The sequence below is a fragment of the Schaalia naturae genome, assembly GCF_042665795.1.
GTDB classification, from domain to species: Bacteria; Actinomycetota; Actinomycetes; order Actinomycetales; family Actinomycetaceae; genus Pauljensenia; species Pauljensenia naturae.
This window is the reverse complement of record NZ_JBHTEF010000001.1, coordinates 1372330-1393004: the sequence shown is the minus strand read 5'-3', so window position 1 is coordinate 1393004 and position 20675 is coordinate 1372330. Positions and strand designations below refer to the sequence as shown.

The window sequence follows — 20675 nt, the reverse complement described above, 5'->3', positions numbered from 1 at the left end:
GCAGACGCCCATCACAAGACCTACTTCCTGACGTATGGATGGGTGCTAGACCTGCTGGCCGACGTTCCAGAAGAAGTTGATGAGCGTCACCGATGCGCCGCAGATCACCGCGGCGCCGCAGGAGACGAGGACGCCGACCTTGCCCCTGCCCGCGAGATGGGGATTGCTGGAGTTGGCGCCGAAGCCCCACACGATCGCGCTGATGATGAGCGCGAGGACGGAGAGGATGAGGCCGACCGTCATGACGGCGCCGACGATGGTGCGAAGCTGCGCAATGCCGGGCAGGCCGTCGCTGTTGGGGTCGATGTCGATGTCCATCGGCAGCACGAGCGGTGCGGTGAGAAGGGTGGTGGCGAGGTCGAACACGATGGGCTCCTGACAGATGCGGACCCGCCGGCGAGGGCGGGGGAACACGGACGGGTTCACGTGTCAGGTGCGCCCACACATCCACTCGCCGAGTCCCACCGCTCAGAGACCCGCAACACGCCGATGCCGCCCTGCCCCGGAGCAGGGCAAGATGGCACCGGTAGCAATGACGATGACGACGAACGACGGGCGGGGGTCAGAACTGGTCCCCGAGGGCGATGAGCCAGTTCATCCAGGCCACCCCGCAACCGGCCAGTGCGGCGGTGCACACGGCGACGAGCACGCCGGTGCGGGCCTTACCGGCCATCGCGTGGTTGCCGTTCGCGGCGGTGATGGCCCACACGATCGCGGAGACGATCAGCATCAGCACCGCGACGATCAGTACGAACGTGAGCAGCGCGCCGATCACGGCCCGGAGGTCGCCGATGCCGCCGAGCCCGTCGAAGTCCGGGAACACGTTCATGCCGCATCACCACGGGCGCGTTCTTCGCGGGTGCAGCGAGTGAACGCGATGCTGGTGGTGTCCGATGATCGAAGTGACGCAATAGCCCTCATACCGGGAGGTGCGACCCGCTGACCCAGCCACGCCGGGACCGCCCACCTGCTCCGGCGGAACGCCACGGTCTTCGCTCGGATTACCGGCGCCACCTCAGCGGCCGCTGTGACCGGGACGGTGACCGATCCGCCGCCTACATCCGATGCATGATTCGTGCATCAGATGTAAGCGAATAATCACGGATTCTGAGACACGGTGACGTGCAGGTGGTCGTAGTGTCCGCCGGTCACGTCGCCGGGGTCGTGCATGCCGCCGCCGTCGTAGGGACGCCAGCCCTCGGCGTCGCGGGCGAGGGACCAGATGCGGCCGTCCCAGATCAGGTACTCGACGCCCAGGGCTTCGGCGTGGGTCTTCATCCAGTTGGTGACGTCCCAGCCGAGCTCGCGCTGTGCCGGGGTGGGGTGGGAACCGATGGCGTTGCCGAACGTGCCGTCGCAGGCCCGGCCGAGGGGGTGCTCGGAGAGGGTGCCGGGGCGCGGTGAGTAGCAGACCCAGCTCGTGTTGGGGAACGCGGCGATGGTCTGGGTGTACAGGTGCAGCATCCGGGCGGTGATCTGCCCGCCTGTGGTGGGGTCGTCGACCATCTGGTTCGGGTCACCCTCGAACGGCTCCGGCGCCCCACCAGGCGCACCTCCGTTCTCGGGCTCACAGTCCTGGCCCGGGGTGCCGGTCTCGGGTTCGGGCAGGTCGGCCGCGTCATGGGAGTTGAGCCAGGCGGCGGGATCGGTGTGCGAGCCATCGGTGCCGCCGAGGCGGACCTCGAAATGCAGGTGCGGACCGGTCGAGTTGCCGGAGGAGCCGATGTCGCCGATGTGCTGCCCGGCGGTCACGGTGTCGCCGGCTTGGACGTGGATGCCGTGCTCCCACATGTGCGCATAGGCCGTCGCGACGGTCTGGCCGCCGATGGTGTGCTCGATGACGATGAGCCCGCCGTAGCCGCCGGAGAACTCCGCCACCGTGACGGTGCCATCGGCTGCCGCGAGCAGCGGAGTGCCGTCCGGGGCGGCGAAGTCGGTGCCGGTGTGGAAGGAGTTCTCTCCGGTGATCGGATGCACTCGCGGCCCGTACTCGGAGGTGAGGACCCAGGTGCCCTCCGGGACCGGGAACACCACCCGTGACGACTCCGGCCCGCCGGTCTGCGCGACCGGAACGACCCCAGCGTCACCCGTACTGGCCGTCGTGGTGGTGAGGGTGCTGAGGATGGTCTCAGCGACCGGCTCGTAGTTGCGATACCGGTCCGGGTACGCGCTGACTTCGACGGCTTGGGCGGCCTCGCCCTTATCCATCTCCTCCGAACCGGGGATGTCCAGCAGCCCCCTGGGGCTCGGGTGGTTGGGTCCGGTGGGTCCGCCGAAGAACGCCTGCGTCTGGTAGACGGGGTCCATCAGCTCGGCGACGGTTCCCCACCCGGACTGTGGCCGCATCTGGAACAGGCCCAAGCTGTCGTTGTCCGAGCCGTCGCCGTCGTTCGGATAGTCCGCGCTCTCGGGATAGGCGCTGGTGTTGGACAGCATCCGCAGGGTGGACTCGGTGAGCGCGGCCATCAACGCGATCACCAACCCGTCGCGACTCACGCCGTCGATGCCGGAGCCGGTCTCGATGATCGTGGCGGCGTGGGTGAGCTGGGTCTGGTTCAGGGTGAAGGTCTCACCGTTGGCGGTGGTGACCTCCAGCTCGTCGGGGACGTCTCTGACCGTGACTCCGCCCCCGTTGACGGTGCAGGTGGCGGTGGCGGTTGCGGCGGGGTTCATCAGCACTCCGACTGAGAGCAACGCCAAGGCGGGTCCGAAGAACACCAGGATCAGTGCGGCGACGGCGACCTTCTTCAACATGAGCACTCACCCCCAGGCGGCTATCGGAGGGGGTTGTCGAGCTGGGACAGCCGCAGCAGATGGCAGGTGTCATATGTGGGGCCGCAGACGATGAACACGGTGAACGACACCGCATGCTCGGAGGTCACTTGCTCGTCGTTCCAGACGCCGGTGCGGTGGCGGGTGCCATCGATCGTGTAGGCGATGGTGCCTTCGGCGAGCTGGCCAGGTTGGGCCTGTTCCACCGCGGTGTCCCACGCCTCGGGGACGAAGGCGTTCTCGATCGTGAGGCGCTGGGTGGTGGCGTACTGCCTCAGCTCCAACCACGCATCTCTGGTCGGGAGGTAGGCGGCGACATCGGAGGCGAGTCCGGCCTGCTCCGCACCCGAAGGGTCGCCCATGCCGAGGACCACCGCGCTGTAGTCCAAGGGCATCAACCCGGAGGCGGTGTCCCAGGCGAACAAGGTCTCGGCGACGTTGCGGGCGAAGGTCTCCGGGTCCTCCGACGCCTCGACCTCCGGCAGAGCTGGGAGGGACGGGGTTCCGGTCGGCGTCGGCTCGCCAGGAGTGGTGACGACCGGCCCCGGCCGCGTGTCGCCGCTACGGTCGGGGCTGTGATCGCTCGTGGGCGGTCCGGTCAGGAGCCCGTAGACCCCGACCCCGGCGAGCACCACGATCGCGACGAGAGCGGCGACCAGGGCGATGAGCCGGTGACGGGAACGAGGATCAGAGACGGCGAGGGGAGTCTTCATACCCGAGAGGTGCGCGCACCTTTCCCTCACCCTCAGTGCGACAGTCAGAGGGCGCGCAGATGACCGCGCGCCGAGGGGGCGTCGTCGGCTGCCCGGCGATCACAGGCGGCGCGCAGTTCCTCGGCGAACCCGCTTGTACCCTCGGCCGTGTCCAAGAAGCCAGCGATCTGCTCCTCGCTCAGCTCGGCGGCGAGCTGAGCGGCGTCGTAGTGGGTCCACCACTCGGTCAGCTCGCCCCAGGTGTGGATGAACGCCCGCACCGGATACCGCACCGGCTCCCCATCGGTACCGGTCAACGGCACCGGTCGGCGCGCCGACGTCTTGCCCTTCTGCTTCTTCGCGGCAGTGGCGCGGGCGACAGCCTCATCCGCCATCTGGTGCAGGTCGGCCTCCCGCACGTCCTGCGCAGCGATCGCCGCGTCGCGAACCGTCTGATAGATCGGGTGCACCGGGGCGCCGTTCTCGATCCGCTCCAGCCCTGCCTGTGCCTCAGTGCGCAGGCTCTCGGGCTGTGCGGGGTCGGCGACGATCTGTTCGAGGTAGCCGACCTTCTCCACCGTCTTGTAGGACGCGCCGCCGGGGATCATCGCGGCCGCCTGCTCGCGGGCATCACCGTGCGCGGTTGACGGTCCCGGAAAATTTCCGGGACCGTCACTCCCCGGCTGGTAGTCGCTGCTGAACTGCGTGGAGGCTTTGCGCCGGGTGGCGTCTTCGGCCATCACCTGCTTCAGCTCCCGATACAGGGCGGCGGTTTCGCGTTGGGTGAGCGGCTTGTGGAGCATGTTGTCGTCCTGCTCGGCCAACAACTGCCCGAGCCGGTCGGAGAGGCCGGAGCGGACCCACACGTTCACCTTCTTCTCCCCAAGCCTCTTGATCGCTGCGAGCCTCCTCGCGCCGCAGACGAGCACGCCGTCCGGGGTGACGGTGATGGGCTGCAACAGTCCGTCGCGTTCGATGGAAGCGGCGAGTTCGTCGATGTCGCCCAGCTCGGTACGGTGCCGGCGGCCGACCCGGATGGAATTGACCGTCCACTCCAGCTCGATATGTCCTGGATCGAAACTCACCGCCGCTCACCCCCCCGCGGGACGGCGCCGCGGTGCGGCCAGCGACAGGGAGAGCACGAGGTCGTCATCGCGCAGCAGCACCGGCAGCGTCTCGCCGATCAACAGCCGCAGCAGCACCCCCTTGCCCGCACTCGTGGCGGCGTAGGCGGGATGCGGGTTGCCGAGCAGCGCCCGCAGCAGCACCGTCCACGAGGCGCGGGGCAGGTCGAGCAGGGCGCGCGCGTGCCGGTCCCGCCTCAGGCCCTCATAGGCGGACTGCCGGGTACCGGCCCGCATCAGCGCCCCGCAGACATGCTCCACCGACGCGCGCGCGGTCTCCGGCGCCCAGCCCAGCAGGCACAACAGCCCGATCGCGTCCTCGCTCGCCGACTCAGCCGACATGCACGCCCGATCCGAACCGCCGGAACCGCCACCGTCGCCCGCATCGGCGCTGGTGCCCGTCTCGGCGTCTGCCGAGCTGGGGTCGGTGACGTGGAAGGCAGGGTGATAGTCCGTCAGCGGGTTGTCCCGGTCGCCGAACCGCTCCGGGTCGTGGAACGCCGACACATGCGGTCGCCGTGCTTGGTGGACCGAGCAGAGCAGTCCCTGGGCGCGTTCCTCGAAGATGCAGGTGATCCGCACTCCGTGGGTGACCATCGCCCACGGATCATCCGCCCTCCGGGTGGAGGCGTACTGCATCGCGTCAAACGCCGCCGATGCCGCCTCCCACGGATCGAGACCGTGCTTGCGCGCCAACGGGGTGTACTTCTCCGCCGCGAAGGCCATCAACTCTCGTGCGGCCGGGTCGGAGGCCCACGCTCCCTTGCCCGCCTCGTACAGCCGGTTCAGCAGGGCACGCAGGCCCTCTCCGGTCGTGAAATCTGCGCCATCGTGGTCTTGGTTTGTTGTGGTGCTCATGGCCGGTCACCTGTTCATCCCGAGACCAGAGCGCACCGGCCGCGTGGGGCTGGTGGTGCTGCGGCCGAAGGCGGACAGCGGCGGCAACCGGCGCGCCCGGTCGGCGAGGTCGTGGACACGGTTCGTGATCGGGGCGCGGGCGCCGCGGGCCAGCTCGGCCTCGAAGTCGATACCCCGCCCCGACAGCGTCGCCCCATGCCGCGCGATCAGATCGGTGGGGCGCACCCACTCCGCACCCCTCGCCCGCATCCCAGTGGGAGTGTGCTCATGGTCGTCGCGGCGAACAGTGGCGACTTCCACCGCATCCGGCGTACTGGTCGCGTCGACCGGTCCGCGCTCACGTTCGGGCTCGGGGACCGGCCGTCGCTGCTCGTGCTGTTTGTGTAAGTTCCCGTTCATCGGGTCGCCTCCTCACCATCGTTGCTGTCAGGAAGGTGCGCATCGGCGAACCAGCGCCCGACCGTGGACGGATGCACGCCGAGTTCGCGGGCGATGCGCTTGTTCGACCAACCGTGCCGGCGCAGCTCAGCCGCCCGGTTCCTGCGCTTCAGAACTGCTGTGCGCCCCAGAGCCCCTATTGCTGTGGGGCTGTCGGGCGCGTTCGCGCCCACCACCTGCGCGAGGTCGTGGCCACCACGTCGCTCCGTCAGCTCTCGCGGCTGTGACGGCGCCGGTGCGTCGAGGACCGCACGACGTGGTGCCGCGAGGCCGGGTGACGCCTCATTGGGACCGGCGGTGCCGGGCGCCGGGCGGGTAAGGATGACGGTCAGGTGGGTGATCGCGAGCAGCACCACCGGCGGCACCGCCGCCACCGACGCGGCCAGTACCCCGGGCACATCGGCATCGGCAGCGACCACAGCGTGGATGGCGTTGGCGGTCACCGACACCGCGGCACCGCCGATCAGCAGCACCCACGGATACCACGCGGCCTTCTGACCGGCCAGCGCGACGACCGCGACGGTGGCCACGACGATGATGCCGTCCACGATCAGCGGCCACGCCCACGCTTGCCCCGCACCGACACCGCTTCGCGCGGCGAGGTCCGCGAGCGCCGTGAAGGACAGCCAGAACGCGCCGGCGGCGATGAACACCGTCCCGGATACCGCCGTCACCACCGCCCACCGACCCCCCGTCGCCCTGTTCGCGACCGTGCTGCTCGTGATCGGGGTGGTCATCACAGCCCCCGCACCTTCGATGTCCCCCGTGTCCTGCTGGCGTCCCGGCGGAACCAGCCGTCCGCGGACAGCGGCGAGTCACCGCGTGCCGGGGACGACGATGGGCCGCGTCGGGCTGGTTCGCCGCGGACCGTGCGGTAGGCGGACCGGACTGTGGCGGTGATCTCCCGTGGCCCGAAGTCCGACTTCGCGGCCGTCAGCACGGCGTCGAGGGCATCGGTGAGCGGGACGCCGCCCTCGGCGAGACGGCAGGACGCCCAGAACAGCTTCAAGTTGCGGTCGGTCTCCTGCCGGTCCAGCCACTCCGCCAACCGCTGCGCATCCTCCCGTCCTACCGGCTGCCAGGTCTCGGGCAGGGGTCGAGGTGCGGGGCGGGGGTCGAGGAAATCCCGCAGCGTGTCGGAGTCGAGCAGGCCGGCGGGGCGGGTGTTGATCGTCTCAACCTCGTAGCCGACCGTGGTGCCCTCGATGGAGCGCAGCGAGGGTGGGACGATGATGTAGCCGCCGTCGCCGCGGAAGTCGATCCCGGCCCGACCGGCCTGCCACGACCGCTGCTCCGTGCCGGGGGTCGCCGGGTAGTAGGCGTGCAGCCCGCCGGTGGGCGTGCGCACCAGCAACTCCCACCTGTTCACCAATCCGGCGCGGGCGGCGCGGTCAAAACCGGTCCGGCCATCAACGGGGCCGTGCAGGTCAACATCGACCACGATCGCGCCCGAGGCTGCCCCGGTCGGGACACCGATGTTCGCGCCCGGTGACTGCCGCCACCAGGCCTCGATCTGATCCAGGTTCGTGGTGGCGTCGTGGAAGCCGTGTCCGGTGGCCGGCCGCTTCCCATACGCCGCACAGGGGAAGACCGGCACTCCCGCCGACGCGAACTCCCGCGCGGCCGCCGACAGCGACCGCGTCCCGGTCATCCGCAGCAGGACTGAGGAGACCGTGCCGTGCTCGGCCATCAAAGCCCCCGTCCCTCGAACGCCGGCACCGGGACGGGTCGCGCACCTGGTTCAGGCAACGACGCCACCCGCCGCGACGGCGCTGGCTCCGCTGCCGGTACCGGTCGAACGTGCGCGGGCGCAGCACGGCGGGTCGTGTCCCGCTCCAGACCCGGCGGGGTGCCATCGCCGATCTGCGCGGTGTCGAGCTGGTCCAGGATCGCGAGGGCGGTCTTGCGGACCTGCTCACCGGTCGCCTTGACCACCTCGACCGGGTCCTTGCCGTCGACGCGGGCCGCCCAGGTCGAGACGTACGGGATCGTGTAGCTTCTGGTGTCCATCCCGTGTGCGGCGCCGACCATCAGCGCGACAGACTCGGCTTCGACCTCCCCGATGCCGCGATGTTGCCGCGCCTCGTCCTGATCGTGCCCGTGAAGCAGGACGTGACCGAGTTCGTGGGCGAGGGTCTTGACCTGCGCGGCGCGGTCCATGTTCTCTCGCACCGCCACGGTGTTCGCGGTGTAGTCGGTCATCCCGTTCGCGCCGTGGATCAGGCCCTCGTGCGGCACACGCAGCACCGCAAACCCGCGCTCCTCAATCTGCGCGGCCAGGCCGTCCCACAACCCCGCGGGCGATTCGCCTTCCAGTAGACGTGGTGCCGGGGGTTCGGGGATCGGGTCGCCGGTGGTCTGGCTCGCGTCCCACACATACGCCGGTCGGACGCCTACCATCTTCGAGCGCACCACCTCACCGGCACGCGGCTTCTCACCCTTCCCGAGACGGCGCCACGACTCCGCGTCCGCGGGGTTGGCCGAGGCAAACCGGCCGGTCACCGGCGCGAGAATCTGGTAGCCGGGCTGGCCCTTCTCCACCTGCCGGCCGAGGGCCTGCCACTGCTTGTAGCCGGCTACGTACGACGGGAAGGGCTCCGGTACCCGGCCCTGCTCGAAGGCGCCCTGGTGCTGCTCCCAGATCAGCAGCGTGTTGGAGAACGATCTGGCCCTGAACCGTGCCGCGAATGCGAGCGCACGTGCCCAATCCGGACCGGACACGAGCCGTTCGACCGCGCCGGTCAGGCGCTGGTGCAGTTCATCGAGCTTCGCCTCGCGTGCTTCGCGGGCTTCCTGCCTCGTTGCCATCTGGTCTGGCCTCCTCCCGGCGTGGACCGCGCCCAGGAGCGGGGGCGGTGCACCAACGAGGTGCGCCAGGAGAACCAGCAGGTGTGTCGAGACGGTCAGTGGACTACGAGGTCGGTAGGTTGGCCGTCAGGAGAACTCGTGGTGCGCCTGACGTAGGACATACCGGCCTACCAGGAAGCTCGTGATCAGTGGGGTCCGGTGCCGGGATGCTCCCGATATCCCACTCGTGATGCTCAGATCGGGAGCGGGGTTCAGCTCGGTCGAAAGGTCAGTTGCCGGTACCGCGCGGGGGTGAGCCCGACGTACTTGCGGAACTGCTGTGCGGCGTGCCCGCGACTGCGCCAGCCGACTTGCCGCATCGCGTTCTCGATTGGCAGGTCGGTCTCCCGCAACGACTTGGCAAGGTGCTCAGCGCGCAGCATCGTCAGGTACGCCAAGGGCGTCTTGCCGTAGGCGTCGGTGAACACCCGGCTGAGTTGCGAGGGCGACAGATGCACTCGTGTGGCCAGACCGTCGAGGGTCCAGTGTTCCTCCGGTGCCTGGTGCAGCAATTCGGCGGCCCGGCGGGCCTCGGCACGCAACGGCGCGAACTGGCGATGCCGCGGGAGTGTGGGCCGGATGTGGGCACGCTGCGACGCCGTAATCCGTACCGGGGAGACCTTGACGAACGGGGCGACCACGTGGGCGATGCTGAACCAGAGCGCCTGCATCCGGTAGAAGTTCCGGGTGAAGCCGCCCTTGATGCTGCGCTCGACCAGCTCATCCAGCCACGGCATCAGCATCCCGGCGCGGTCCTCACCCAGGTGCAGTATCTGGGCCGGCTCGGAGTAGACCATTTCGGCGAGTCCCTGGGCTTCGAGCCGGTCCTGCAGCTGCCCGGCGTGCTGCCAGAACACCTGATCGATGACGTAGTCGGTGTCCAGGTAGATCGTGGTGACGGTGATGTGTCCCTCGGGCTCCGAGCCGCACAGCACGTTCGCGCCGAGGATCACCGCGTCGCCGACGTTGACGGGCTTCTGCCCGAACTCGCTGAACAGAATCGCCGATCCCGACCTGACGACGATCACCTTGACACAGTCGTACGCCACCGGGCCGACCGGGGAACGGATCGTCCACGTCCGCGCCAGGATCGGCTGATGACGGCTCGATCGGGACGGCATCTGGCCTCCCTCGCTACGATGGATCGATCCTTGTGGTGGTGAGGGCTGCGCGCGATCGTCACGAGTGCTCAGTCCTGCCCTCGCCACGAGGCGTCTAGGACCTCGAACGCCTTCAGGTCACTCGGGGATTCAGCGGATCAACGCCGTAATGTTCCGCATTCCCATCCGGCGCCCGGCGCTTACCGAGCATCGCAAGGACGCGCCCTGGGTGCTGGTTCTGCTCTCTCGCGAATCTGGCTCTGTATCCTGAGCTTTCGTGGCCGCGCCATATGCGGACACCGCTACATTTGGTGGGGCTAATCAGGGGGGCGTGCGGAGGGGGTTGGTACGCGCTCGACGCGATTCCAGCCCTGCCAGCCCCGCTGTTCAAGAAGCGCCATTAGCCGCCCTGCCGCAGGTGCAGAGGCACGCATGGTGTCGTCGAGGAGGTCGACGAATTGGTCGTCGAGACCATCAACGTTGAGCGTGTTGGACTGCGTCGCCTTCGTGTACAGCCGGCTCAGGATGTCAGCCGCTTCGACGACGCGGGGATCGTCGGGTGAGACATCTGGGGCGTCGTTCACGAGCGCGTAGAGCCGTCGCACGTCGGGGTCGTCCAGATCCTGATGTTTGCGGGCAATGATGGTGTCGATTCGATCGGGCACCTGGGCTGCGATCATGATCCAAGCGTCACGTTCCATCGCGAGGTAGCGCTCTTCAACCCCCAGACCTCGGAGCCGGTCAAGGTAGCCCACCACACTCGCAGGGAGGGCCATCTGGTCCCCGGCGGCAAGCTTCGCCAGGCGTTTCCTGCTGCGTTGCATCCGCCCGATCTCTGCGCGGAGATTCTTGTCGATTTCCTGAACCGTCTCCGTGAGCTTCTCGGCACTCGCGTCGAGGACCTCCTTAACTTGCGCCAGTGGCACGCCCGAGCTGGCCAGCACGTTGATGCGGATAAGCCGCACCACCGCTGCAGCGTCATAGGTGCGATAGCCCGAGTGGTTGCGACGGGGTTCGGGTAACAGTCCGAGCTTGTGGTAGTGACGGACTGCTTTCACCGTTACTCCGGCGTAGTTGGCGAGTTGACTGATCGTTAGCATTGGTTGGATCCACTCACATGATTTTGCGTCGGTAGACGGCCATCGCGATGAGGTATGCGGCAAGGAGGATGCCGAGGCACCACGCGAGGGCAACCCAGATTTCATCTCCGATTGGCTGCTGCTCAAAGAGGTTTCGGATCGTGTTGACAATGGAGGTGACCGGTTGGTGCTCGGCGAACCACCGCACCGGCCCGGGCATTGTGTCGGTCGGGACGAACGCGGAACTGATGAACGGCAAGAACAGGATCGGATAGGAGAAAGCAGTTGCTCCGTCCGACGTTTTCGCCGCCAGGCCCGCGATGATCGCGATCCACGTCAGTGCGAGTGTGAATAGCAGCAGGATGCCTACTACGGCCAGCCACGCAAGAACGCCCGCTCCTGTCTTGAAGCCAATGAGAAGCGCGATCGCCACGACGATCGCCAGAGATAGCACGTTCCCTGCCAGCGAGGTTAACGCGTGCGCCCATAGCGCGCTCGATCGCGCGATCGGCATGGACTGGAATCGCTCGAAGATCCCGCCTTTCATGTCTGCGAAGAGCCGGACCGCGGTGTAAGTGATCCCCGAGCCGACTGTGAACAGCAGCACACCGGGCAGCATGTAGTTCACATATGAAGATGCTCCCGCACCGGCGCCCGTATCAACGGCGCCGCCGAGGACATAGACGAACATCAGCATGAGCGCGATCGGGATGAGGGCGGTCGTGATGATGGTGTCGAGGCTGCGAGTGATGCGTCGCATGGACCGTCCCGTAAGAACCGCCGTGTCTGAGAAGAAGTGCGTGGTGGTCACGGTCCCCCCACCTCCGATCCGACCCTGCCCGCAACGTCGGCGTCACGGTCGCCCCCTCGCGCGCCGACGACGGCGAGGAAGACCTCTTCCAGGCTGGGCTGCTTCTTGACATACTCCACTTTTGCTGGTGGCAGAAGCTTCTTCAGTTCGGCGAGGGTGCCGTCCGCGATGATGCGTCCCTGATGCAGGATCGCGATCCGGTCGGCCAATTCTTCCGCTTCCTCCAGGTACTGCGTTGTCAGCAGTACCGTCGTGCCGCGAGAAGCAAGAACCTTCACCGTCTGCCACACCTCGATACGCGCCTCGGGGTCGAGCCCCGTAGTCGGCTCGTCAAGAAAGATGACCGGCGGACTCCCGATCAAACTCATCGCGATATCCAAACGGCGCCGCATGCCACCCGAATATGCGGCCACCCGCCGCCCTTCCGCAGCGGTGAGCTGGAAACGAGCGAGCAGATCATCGGCGATCTTCCCCGGGTCTTTCATGTGGCGAAGCCGGGCGATGAGGATCAGGTTCTCTCGTCCGGTGAGGACGTCGTCCACTGCGGCGAACTGCCCGGTCAAACTGATCGACTCCCTCACCCGCGCTGCCTGCGCCACGACGTCCAACCCGTTCACCATCGCCGTCCCCGCATCCGCCTTCAGCAGTGTCGCAAGGATCTTCACCGCCGTGGTCTTGCCGGCACCGTTCGAGCCGAGCAGAGCAAACACGGTGCCCGGCTCGACGTCCAAGTCGACGCCACGCAACACCTCCAGCGTGCCGTACGACTTCTTCACGGCCCGCATACGGATCGCAGCATCCACCGCAGGAGCCATCATGCTCGTGACCTCCCGTCCTCAACGCACCCGGGCGCTGCCAGCACCCAGCTCGCAGCATCTCTGAAACCGATAGACCATCCTCGGCTCGTCTCGTCACCTGTTGTCATCGTCAGTCGCTTCCTTGATGGGGCCCTTACACACCGCGTGAGAGAGACTCCACCACCAGGATGCAAGGTTGACCCTAGGGCAATGTCAAGGCAGGCGGTTCCGCAACGAGACCCGGACGGTCTGGCCCTCCGCTGGGGGAGTCCGGGCGTTGACCAGCGCGCGAGAGGTATTCGACGCGTGCCGCGGACGACTCTGCTCCGCCTAGCCGGCAGAAATTGATCCTCGGATGGCAGTGCGGTGCGGGCTGAGCTGAGGGCGTGGAGGGACCGGAGGGTCGCTCGCAGGCCTAGTTTCCAATGCCGCATCGGACTTCTCTCCCGCGACTAGGGGCACCCACGGAAACAACCTCCAGGGACTCGCCGCGCACGATATCGAGACGCGAACAACCGCACTCGGCCAGGACTATTCGCGTTCGAGGCGGGGGCAGACACCCGGAGCCATCATGGCGGTTTCCGGCTGCACCCGGCACAGTCGAGGGGACAGCCGGGTCTGACGGCCGGGGCAGGAGAGCGAGTTTGTTAGCAACCCGATTCCTTGCGCAAGACGCTTGACCCTGACCCAGGGTCAAGCTCGCACACTGTGATCGGGCTCCTGCCTGCTTGAGGGTGAGGTCCCGCAGACTAAGAGTGCATCGTGCCCACGCAGGCAGGACAGGAGCAGTATCGAGTGTTTGTAGCAGCATCCGACTTAAGAAGCGATATGGCGCCGGGAGCGTCACGCGTGTTCACCGCGGTGGGTGTCGGCTTCGAGCCCAAACCGAACCGCGTCGGCGTGATCCTGGGGAATGAGCCGTGGCTCGCCCAGGCGTCACAACACGGCCCGTCCGAAGCCATATCCGGCCAAGAGGCCATGCTGCACTCGATGCCGCCGTCGTCTCGGCCAGATCCCGGTCACCGCCATGGGTCAGGCACAGGTCATCACCCCGACGACAGCCGCACAGGTCATCACCTCGACGACAGCCGCAGCAGCGGCACCCACAGGCAAAGGAGGCAGATCCCATGATTGAGGTGAGGGGAGTGACGAAACAGTTCACGGAGACCAAAGCACTCGATGACCTGACCTTTTCGGCGAAGCCGGGCAGGGTGACTGGCTTCCTTGGCCCCAACGGCGCCGGCAAAACCACGACGCTGCGCGTGATCCTCGGCCTGGTCGCCCCCACTCACGGCACGGCCACCATTGGTGGCCGCCACTTCACCGACCTTCCGTCCCCGATGCGGGAGGTCGGCGCATTGCTGGACGCGCATGCCCTCCACGGAGGTCGACGCGTCCAGGACCACTTGCGCTGCCTCGCCACGAGCAACGCGATCCCGCCTCACAGGGTCAACGAGGTGCTGGATCTGGTCGGACTGGGTGATGTCGCGGACCGTCGGATACGGACCTTCTCCCTGGGCATGTACCAGCGGCTCGGCATCGCGGCAGCGCTGCTGGGCGATCCGGCCACGATCATCTTCGACGAGCCGAACAACGGGCTGGACCCCGAGGGAATCCTCTGGGTCCGCACACTCATCAGGTGCTTGGCCGATGAGGGACGCGCGGTCCTGGTGTCCAGTCACCAGATGAACGAGATGGCATTGACCGCAGACCGACTGGTGATCATCGGCAAGGGGCGACTGCTCGAAGACACCAGCACCGAGGCCCTCCTGGCATCGCGTCCAGTCTCCAGCGTGCTTGTCCGCTCCGCACAGACCGCGCATCTTGCGTCCCTGCTCACGGAGGCCGGCGCCTCGGTCCAAGCCGCCCCGGATCGTTCCTTGCGGGTCACTGGCATGGACTGCGCAACGATCGGACAGATCGCCGCTGGTCACAGCGTTGCGCTCTCCGAGCTCGCCCCCCGGCGGGCAACCCTTGAGGACGTGTTCATGCAGCTGACCCGCAACAGTGTCCAATTCGGCGGAACACAGGGAGCGGCACGATGACCACCCACACCACGCCTGTCCCCCTCACGGATCAGGTCACGCTCGCTGACGCGTTCCGTGCCGAGTGGGTGAAGTTTCGAACCCTCCCGTGGTCGCGCTATGCCCTGCTGTCGACAGTCGTCCTTGGATTGGGCATGGCCGTCTTGTACACGGCTAGCGTCGGTGAGGGATACAAAGAGCTGACAGCGCACGAGCAAGCCGAGTTCGATCCCACACAGGTTGCCCTCCTCGGCGCAACGATGTTCGCCCATCTCGTGATCGGAGTGATCGGGGCGCTCGTGGCTGCGGGCGAATACGCCACCGGGATGATCTCCACCAGTCTAACCGTCATGCCGCGCCGCACCCGACTATTCACCGCCAAGGCAGTCCTTACCGGGACGGTCGCTCTGGCGCTCGGACTCGTCATCGCCTTGCCAGCATTCCTGCTTGGCCAGTTCGTCCTCACCAAGCTGCGCGTGCCACACGCGACCCTCGAGCATCCTCACGTGCTTCGGGCGCTGCTGGGCGCCGGGTTGTACTTCGCGTTGGTGGGATTGCTCGGACTCGCCCTCGGCTTCCTCGTCCGATCCACTACGGCCGCCGTCATCCTTCTGATCGCGACGACGCTCATCGTCCCGTACTTCCTCGGACCCTTCCTGCCCGCTGTCGTCAGGATGTCCTGGCCAACGGTCGCCGGCACCAACATTCTGGTCGGTAGCACCGGCGGTCTTGCACCGTGGGCCGGACTCGGGGTCATGGCCGCAGAAGTGGCCGCCGCCCTTGCCGCAGCGTTCACGCTGTTCCGACACCGAGACGTCTAGCAGGCCAGCTGCTCGCCCTGGCGTGGCTGGCGGGAGGAACAAATAGGTCGCGCAGGGCAAAGGTCTCGCCATCGTTCACCTCCCACACCAGCCCAGCGGCTGATCACCGGGGCCCCCGCCGGCTCGACATGCGCTTCGCTGCACAGCGGGGCCCCCAGAGGCCGGGAACAGGCGACTGACCACACGTCCTTGGCAGCTGGGCAACGTGCCCTACCGTGACCTGCTCACCGACCCGTGTCCACCACGACCGGCCCGAGACGCAGACACTCGTCGGTTCTGCACGATGGCTTCTGGTCGAGCAACCTGAGATATGGCACCTGGGGGCCCGGTTGCATAGGCAGGCGCGCGCCTGCATAATGGTCTTCGTGAGTTCCGAGGACGTGTTCAGGGCGCTGGCAGATGCCGGAAGGCGTCGACTCCTTGACATGCTGCACGAGCGGTCAGGGCAGACGCTCGGTGAGCTGTGCGAGGACATGGACATGCGCCGCCAGTCGGTGAGTCAGCATCTGGACGTCCTGGAGGTCGCGGGACTCGTAACTTCGGTGCGAGACGGTCGGCGAAAGCTGCACTACCTGAACCCTGTTCCTATTCACGACATCCAGCGGCGCTGGATCTGGAAGTTCGAGGCGCCACGCCTGGCCACCATCGACGCCATCAAACAACGAGCTGAGGAGTACGCGATGAATGAATCAGGCCCCGAGACGATTCCCGATTTCGTCTACACGACTTACATCCGGGCTACAGCTGATCAGGTTTGGGAAGCGCTCACCAGCGCAGAACTCAGCGCCCGATTCTGGGGCCATTCGCAGGTTTCTGATTGGCATGTAGGTAGCAGAGTCGACCATGTACGAGTGGACGGATCCGGCGTCGCCGACGCCTCCGGCACGGTGATCGAAGTCGATCGGCCACGCCGCCTCGTGTTCGGATTCGACGCTCCAGATCGCCTGGACGACCCGTTGTTCGAGCCTAGCGTAGTCACGTTCGACATCGAGCCGGGCCGCGACATCGTCAGACTCACAGTGACCCACGCCTCGTTGGCCACGATGGGCGACCGTGAAAACATCGCCGATGGCTGGGCTGCCGTACTTGCGAACCTCAAAACCCTGCTGGAAACCGGTGACGTGCTGCCCGAGGAGCCGTGGGGCCTCCAAGCAGACAACCGCGATGATGTGCTGACGGAGAGCGACTAACCCCGACTAACCCGCCGAAGAGCACCTCGACGGGCTCAACCAATGCCACTCGACAGACCTGATTTCGACCAGGTTCAGCACGAACCAGCCAGTGAAAGGCGAGCACGCGAGCAACTGCCCGACTGAACTCAGAGAACTCACGCCGTGCATCCATAGCCAACAGCTCGGCTGGGGGCACGACGACTCTGGCAGATCGGTGCACCCTGGCCGAAACACTCGCCGAGACTCCGGAGCGGGCTAATCACCCGTCGGGTGCATGATCTGTCTCCACTCGACCAGTCCCTGCCCTCGCCCATCTCGACGTCACATCGTCCGTGGAGCCGCGTCTCGGAGCCACCACGCGTCTTGCAGATCGAGGTTGACCGAGCATTCCCGCGGCCGAGATCACCGGGTGCGGGTGCTCACCTGCCCGGCAGGAGCGGAGGTGAGCATGACGGTTTCGATGCGTGTGATGTCGGCGGGTGATGGCTACAAGTACCTGCTCAAGACGGTTGCGGCAGCCGACGGGAACAGACCACTCTCCACGCCGCTCACGCGCTACTACATGGAGGAAGGCACCCCGCCTGGTCGTTGGCTCGGCGCGGGCGTAGCGGCCCTCGGCAAGGGCGAGATTCAGCTGGGCGACCGAGTATCGGAGCACCAGCTCCAGCTCCTGATGGGGACTGGCCATGATCCGATCACCGACGAGCCGCTCGGTCGTGCCTTCCCGACCTACAAGAGCCAGGAGCAGCGAATCGAAGCGCGGATCGCCGACCTCGACCCGACGATGACGCCTGGGGCCAAGGGTGAGGCTGTCGCGCAGATCGTGGCCGAGGAGACTGCCCGGAGCACGCGACGTGCGGTGGCGGGCTTCGACTTCACCTTCTCCATCCCGAAGTCCGCATCAGTGCTGTGGGCAGTCGCCGATGCCGGAGTGCAGGCACTGATCGCCGAGGCGCATCATCGCGCGGTTGCGGAGGTGGTTGCGTTCATGGAACGTGAGGTTGCAGCCACCCGCACGGGCGCAACCGCCGGGGACGGCGCGGTTGCACAGGTCGATGTCACCGGGCTCATCGCGACCGCGTTCGATCACTTCGACTCCCGCGCCGGCGACCCTCACCTCCACACGCACGTCGTCATCAGCAACAAGGCCAAGACCGTCCTCGACGGGAAGTGGCGCTCGCTTGACGGCAGACCGATGCACGCCGCCGTCGTCGCGCTCTCCGAACTACACGAAGCTGTGTTCGCTGACCACATGACCCGCACCTTCGGCGTCTCCTGGGAGGCGCGCGAGATGGGCCGCGACCGGAACCCAGCGTGGGCGATCACCGGCGTGCCGGAGAAGCTGGTCGCGGAGTTCTCCACCCGCGCCCGCCACATCGACGCAGAGAAGAACCGGCTCATCGACGAGTACGTTGCCCAGCACGGACGCCAACCATCGAACGCGACGATCCTCAAACTGCGAGCCCAAGCCACACTCGCGACCCGCCCCGAGAAGCAGGTCCGATCCCTTGCTGACCTGACCGCCGAGTGGCGAACGCGAGCGAGCAAGACCCTGGGCCAGGACGCGACGTCGTGGGCGCGCGAGGTCACCGACAACGACAAGCCGATGCTCCTGCGTGCCGACGACGTGCCGCTCGACGTGATCGGCGAGCTGGGGCGTACGGTCGTCGAGGTGGTCGGTGAGAAGCGGTCGACCTGGCGGCGATGGAATCTCATGGCCGAGGCGTCCCGGCAGACGATGGGGTGGCGGTTCGCCACCATGCAGGACCGGGAAGCGATCGTCGCGATGATCGCCGACGCCGCCGAGCTCGGCTCGCTGCGGCTGACGCCACCTGAGCTCGCCACCTCGCCGGTCGTGTTCCGTCGCCCCGACGGCACCTCGGTGTTCCGTCCGAAGAGCTCGACCGTGTTCACCTCCGAGTCCCAGCTCGCGGCCGAGGACAGACTCCTCGAACGAGCCGCCAACCTCGGCGGACCGACGGTGACGCTTGCCACGGTCGAGAAGATCACGTACAGACCCGACGCGGACGGTCGGATGCTCGGCGATGACCAAGCCGATGCCTTGACCCGGATCGCGGTGTCGGGTCGGATGCTCGATGTCCTCGTCGGTCCCGCGGGGGCGGGCAAGACAACCGCTATGAACGCGCTCCGCCGCGCGTGGGAAGCCGAGCACGGCTCCGGGGCCGTCGTCGGGCTCGCGCCGTCAGCGGTCGCTGCCCAGGTTCTCGCCGACGACCTTGGAATCGCGACTGAGAACACGGCGAAGTGGTGGCAGAACCACCTCGTCCACGGCACCACGTTCGAGGCGGGACAGCTCGTCATCATCGACGAAGCATCCCTCGCCGGCACCCTGTCACTGGACCGCATCACCCACCTCGCCCAAGACGCTGGCGCGAAGGTGCTGCTGGTCGGCGACTACGCCCAACTGCAATCCGTGGACGCCGGCGGTGCGTTCGCGATGATCGCCAGAGACCGGGCCGATACCCCCGAACTGGTCGATGTTCACCGCTTGACCCACGCCTGGGAGAAGACCGCTTCACTCGAGCTTCGTCACGGGCGTACGGCGGCTATCGACACCTACCTCGCCCACGAGCGCATCACCGACGGCGGCGTCGAGGCCATGACCGATGCCGCCTACAACGCCTGGCGCGCCGACCGCGACGCGGGACTGGTCTCGGTACTGATCGCCGAAACCCACGAAGACGTGACCATGCTGAACCGACGCGCCCGAGCCGACCTGATCCTCAACAAGACCCTGAAACCCGACCGCGAAGTCGAGCTGCGCGACGGCACCGCCGCCGGCGTCGGGGACACCATCATCACGCGCCTCAACAACCGGAACCTCCGCACCCTGGCCGGACGGGACTGGGTACGCAACGGCGACATCTGGACCATCACCGCCGTCGGCGACGACGGGACCATCACCATCGCACGCGACTACGGGACCGGCACCACCGTCCGCGACGACGGAACCATCAGGGCTCGCAGGCGTGGGCGCAGGTTCGGCGGCAGCATCGTCCTCCCAGCGGCGTATGTGGATGAGCATGTCGATCTCGGCTATGCAGTCACCGCCTACCGCGCCCAAGGCATCACGACCGACACCGCGCACGTCCTGGTCGAACCGACCTCGACGAGAGAGACCTTCTACGTCGCGATGACCCGAGGACGGCACGCGAACCACGCCTACGTGACCCTCGACCGCGCCGACGACCACGCGCAGCCACACCCCGGCGACGACCCGCACGCCACCGCACGAAGCGTGCTCTACGGCGTCCTGCAGCACAGCGGGGCCGAACTCTCGGCGCACGAGACCATCGTGGCCGAACAGGAACTTTGGGGCTCGATCGCCCAACTCGCCGCCGAGTACGAGACCATCGCAGCCGCAGCCCAACACGACCGCTGGGCCACCCTCATCCGCGCCTCCGGGCTCACCGACGAACAGGCCGAGAGCGCCATCGAGTCCGAAGCGTTCGGCCCGCTCGCGGCAGAACTCCGACGCGCCGAAGCCAACCACCACAACGTCGAAGCGCTGCTGCCGCGCCTCGTCGCCGCGCGTGGGTTCGGCGACGCCGACGACATCGCCGCTGTCCTCCACTACCGGGTTGAGCGGGCGACCGCGCGTCCCGCAGGCTCAGGCAGGACACGCAAGCCATCGCGGCTCATCGCCGGCCTCATCCCGCAGGCGCATGGAGTCATCGACGCCGAGATGCGAGCCGCTCTCGACGAGCGAGAAGCACTGATCGAGGCGCGCGCCGACGCCGTACTCGATGGCGCGCTGACCGTGAGCGCGCCGTGGACGAATGCTCTTGGGGCGCCGCACGCCGAGCGACGACGAGCCGCGACCTGGCGCAAGGCTGCCCGGGTGGTCGCGGCCTACCGAGACCGCTACCGCCTCACCGACGACACACCCTTCGGCACCGCGCCAGAGTCTGCCGCGCAGAGGATCGACGCTGCGAGGGCGCGATCCGCGCTGACGCAGGCGACCGAAGTCGCAGGTACGCGCACAGGACGTAGCATGCCCCAGCCGGTCGAGCACAGATCGCCCGGCCGCTCGCTGTAAGTCCTGTGGCAGGCGGGCGACCTGCGGAGGATAGCGTCGTCCACCTGCCTGGAACTGACCCGTGTCGTGGGTGGAGGGAG

At 67.2% G+C, this 20675-nt stretch carries 18 protein-coding genes; 4 read left to right on the top strand and 14 right to left on the bottom strand.

All coding sequences use genetic code 11. The features are described 5' to 3' along the window. Positions 1–45 precede the first annotated feature (45 nt). The 14 genes from ACFQWG_RS06105 to ACFQWG_RS06040 form a co-directional block, all read right to left on the bottom strand. A complete protein-coding gene (locus tag ACFQWG_RS06105; RefSeq protein WP_449329130.1) occupies positions 46–366 on the bottom strand; it encodes a DUF6112 family protein in 321 nt (106 codons plus the stop codon). A gap of 196 nt (positions 367–562) precedes the next feature. Further along, a complete protein-coding gene (locus ACFQWG_RS06100; RefSeq protein ID WP_380973175.1) occupies positions 563–829 on the bottom strand; it encodes a DUF6112 family protein in 267 nt (88 codons plus the stop codon). A 269-nt stretch (positions 830–1098) separates the two neighbouring features. After that, the gene (locus tag ACFQWG_RS06095) at positions 1099–2754 is read right to left on the bottom strand and encodes a M23 family metallopeptidase (protein ID WP_380973173.1); all 1656 of its coding nucleotides are present in this window, start codon (positions 2752–2754) and stop codon (positions 1099–1101) included. Between the two features lie 20 nt (positions 2755–2774). After that, entirely contained in the window at positions 2775–3485 is a 711-nt protein-coding gene (locus ACFQWG_RS06090; RefSeq protein WP_380973170.1) for a hypothetical protein, read from the bottom strand. A 44-nt stretch (positions 3486–3529) separates the two neighbouring features. Then, entirely contained in the window at positions 3530–4549 is a 1020-nt protein-coding gene (locus ACFQWG_RS06085; protein ID WP_380973168.1) for a ParB N-terminal domain-containing protein, read from the bottom strand. Between the two features lie 6 nt (positions 4550–4555). Further along, the gene (locus ACFQWG_RS06080; RefSeq protein WP_380973165.1) at positions 4556–5446 is read right to left on the bottom strand and encodes a hypothetical protein; all 891 of its coding nucleotides are present in this window, start codon (positions 5444–5446) and stop codon (positions 4556–4558) included. Positions 5447–5452: 6 nt separating this feature from the next. Then, positions 5453–5845 carry a hypothetical protein gene (locus ACFQWG_RS06075; RefSeq protein WP_380973162.1) on the bottom strand — a complete coding sequence of 131 codons (393 nt, stop codon included), beginning with the start codon at positions 5843–5845 and terminating at the stop codon, positions 5453–5455. Then, positions 5842–6621 carry a helix-turn-helix domain-containing protein gene (locus ACFQWG_RS06070; protein ID WP_380973159.1) on the bottom strand — a complete coding sequence of 260 codons (780 nt, stop codon included), beginning with the start codon at positions 6619–6621 and terminating at the stop codon, positions 5842–5844. Before ACFQWG_RS06070 ends, ACFQWG_RS06075 begins: the two co-directional genes overlap by 4 nt. Then, a complete protein-coding gene (locus ACFQWG_RS06065) occupies positions 6621–7574 on the bottom strand; it encodes a bifunctional DNA primase/polymerase (protein WP_380973157.1) in 954 nt (317 codons plus the stop codon). The genes ACFQWG_RS06070 and ACFQWG_RS06065 overlap by 1 nt, the downstream gene beginning before the upstream one ends. After that, a complete protein-coding gene (locus tag ACFQWG_RS06060; protein WP_380973154.1) occupies positions 7574–8692 on the bottom strand; it encodes an ArdC-like ssDNA-binding domain-containing protein in 1119 nt (372 codons plus the stop codon). Before ACFQWG_RS06060 ends, ACFQWG_RS06065 begins: the two co-directional genes overlap by 1 nt. Positions 8693–8943: 251 nt before the next feature. Continuing rightward, entirely contained in the window at positions 8944–9852 is a 909-nt protein-coding gene (locus ACFQWG_RS06055) for an AraC family transcriptional regulator (RefSeq protein WP_380973151.1), read from the bottom strand. Positions 9853–10148: 296 nt separating this feature from the next. Next, positions 10149–10931 carry a MerR family transcriptional regulator gene (locus tag ACFQWG_RS06050; RefSeq protein WP_380973148.1) on the bottom strand — a complete coding sequence of 261 codons (783 nt, stop codon included), beginning with the start codon at positions 10929–10931 and terminating at the stop codon, positions 10149–10151. A 13-nt stretch (positions 10932–10944) separates the two neighbouring features. After that, positions 10945–11721 carry an ABC transporter permease gene (locus ACFQWG_RS06045; RefSeq protein ID WP_380973145.1) on the bottom strand — a complete coding sequence of 259 codons (777 nt, stop codon included), beginning with the start codon at positions 11719–11721 and terminating at the stop codon, positions 10945–10947. After that, positions 11718–12539 carry an ABC transporter ATP-binding protein gene (locus ACFQWG_RS06040; protein WP_380973142.1) on the bottom strand — a complete coding sequence of 274 codons (822 nt, stop codon included), beginning with the start codon at positions 12537–12539 and terminating at the stop codon, positions 11718–11720. The genes ACFQWG_RS06045 and ACFQWG_RS06040 overlap by 4 nt, the downstream gene beginning before the upstream one ends. Positions 12540–13645: 1106 nt before the next feature. Between ACFQWG_RS06040 and ACFQWG_RS06035 the strand changes: the two genes are divergently transcribed. The 4 genes from ACFQWG_RS06035 to mobF all read left to right on the top strand — a co-directional run bounded on the left by ACFQWG_RS06035 (position 13646) and on the right by mobF (position 20595). Then, positions 13646–14563 (top strand): ATP-binding cassette domain-containing protein, encoded by a 918-nt coding sequence (locus ACFQWG_RS06035; RefSeq protein WP_380973139.1) that lies wholly within the window; start codon positions 13646–13648, stop codon positions 14561–14563. Next, entirely contained in the window at positions 14560–15363 is an 804-nt protein-coding gene (locus tag ACFQWG_RS06030) for an ABC transporter permease (protein WP_380973136.1), read from the top strand. The genes ACFQWG_RS06035 and ACFQWG_RS06030 overlap by 4 nt, the downstream gene beginning before the upstream one ends. Before the next feature lie 365 nt (positions 15364–15728). After that, the gene (locus ACFQWG_RS06025) at positions 15729–16553 is read left to right on the top strand and encodes an ArsR/SmtB family transcription factor (protein WP_380973128.1); all 825 of its coding nucleotides are present in this window, start codon (positions 15729–15731) and stop codon (positions 16551–16553) included. Between the two features lie 430 nt (positions 16554–16983). Beyond that, complete coding sequence (mobF, locus tag ACFQWG_RS06020) at positions 16984–20595, top strand: MobF family relaxase (protein ID WP_380976255.1); 3612 nt, start codon at positions 16984–16986, stop codon at positions 20593–20595. The last annotated feature ends 80 nt before the right edge of the window (positions 20596–20675 follow it).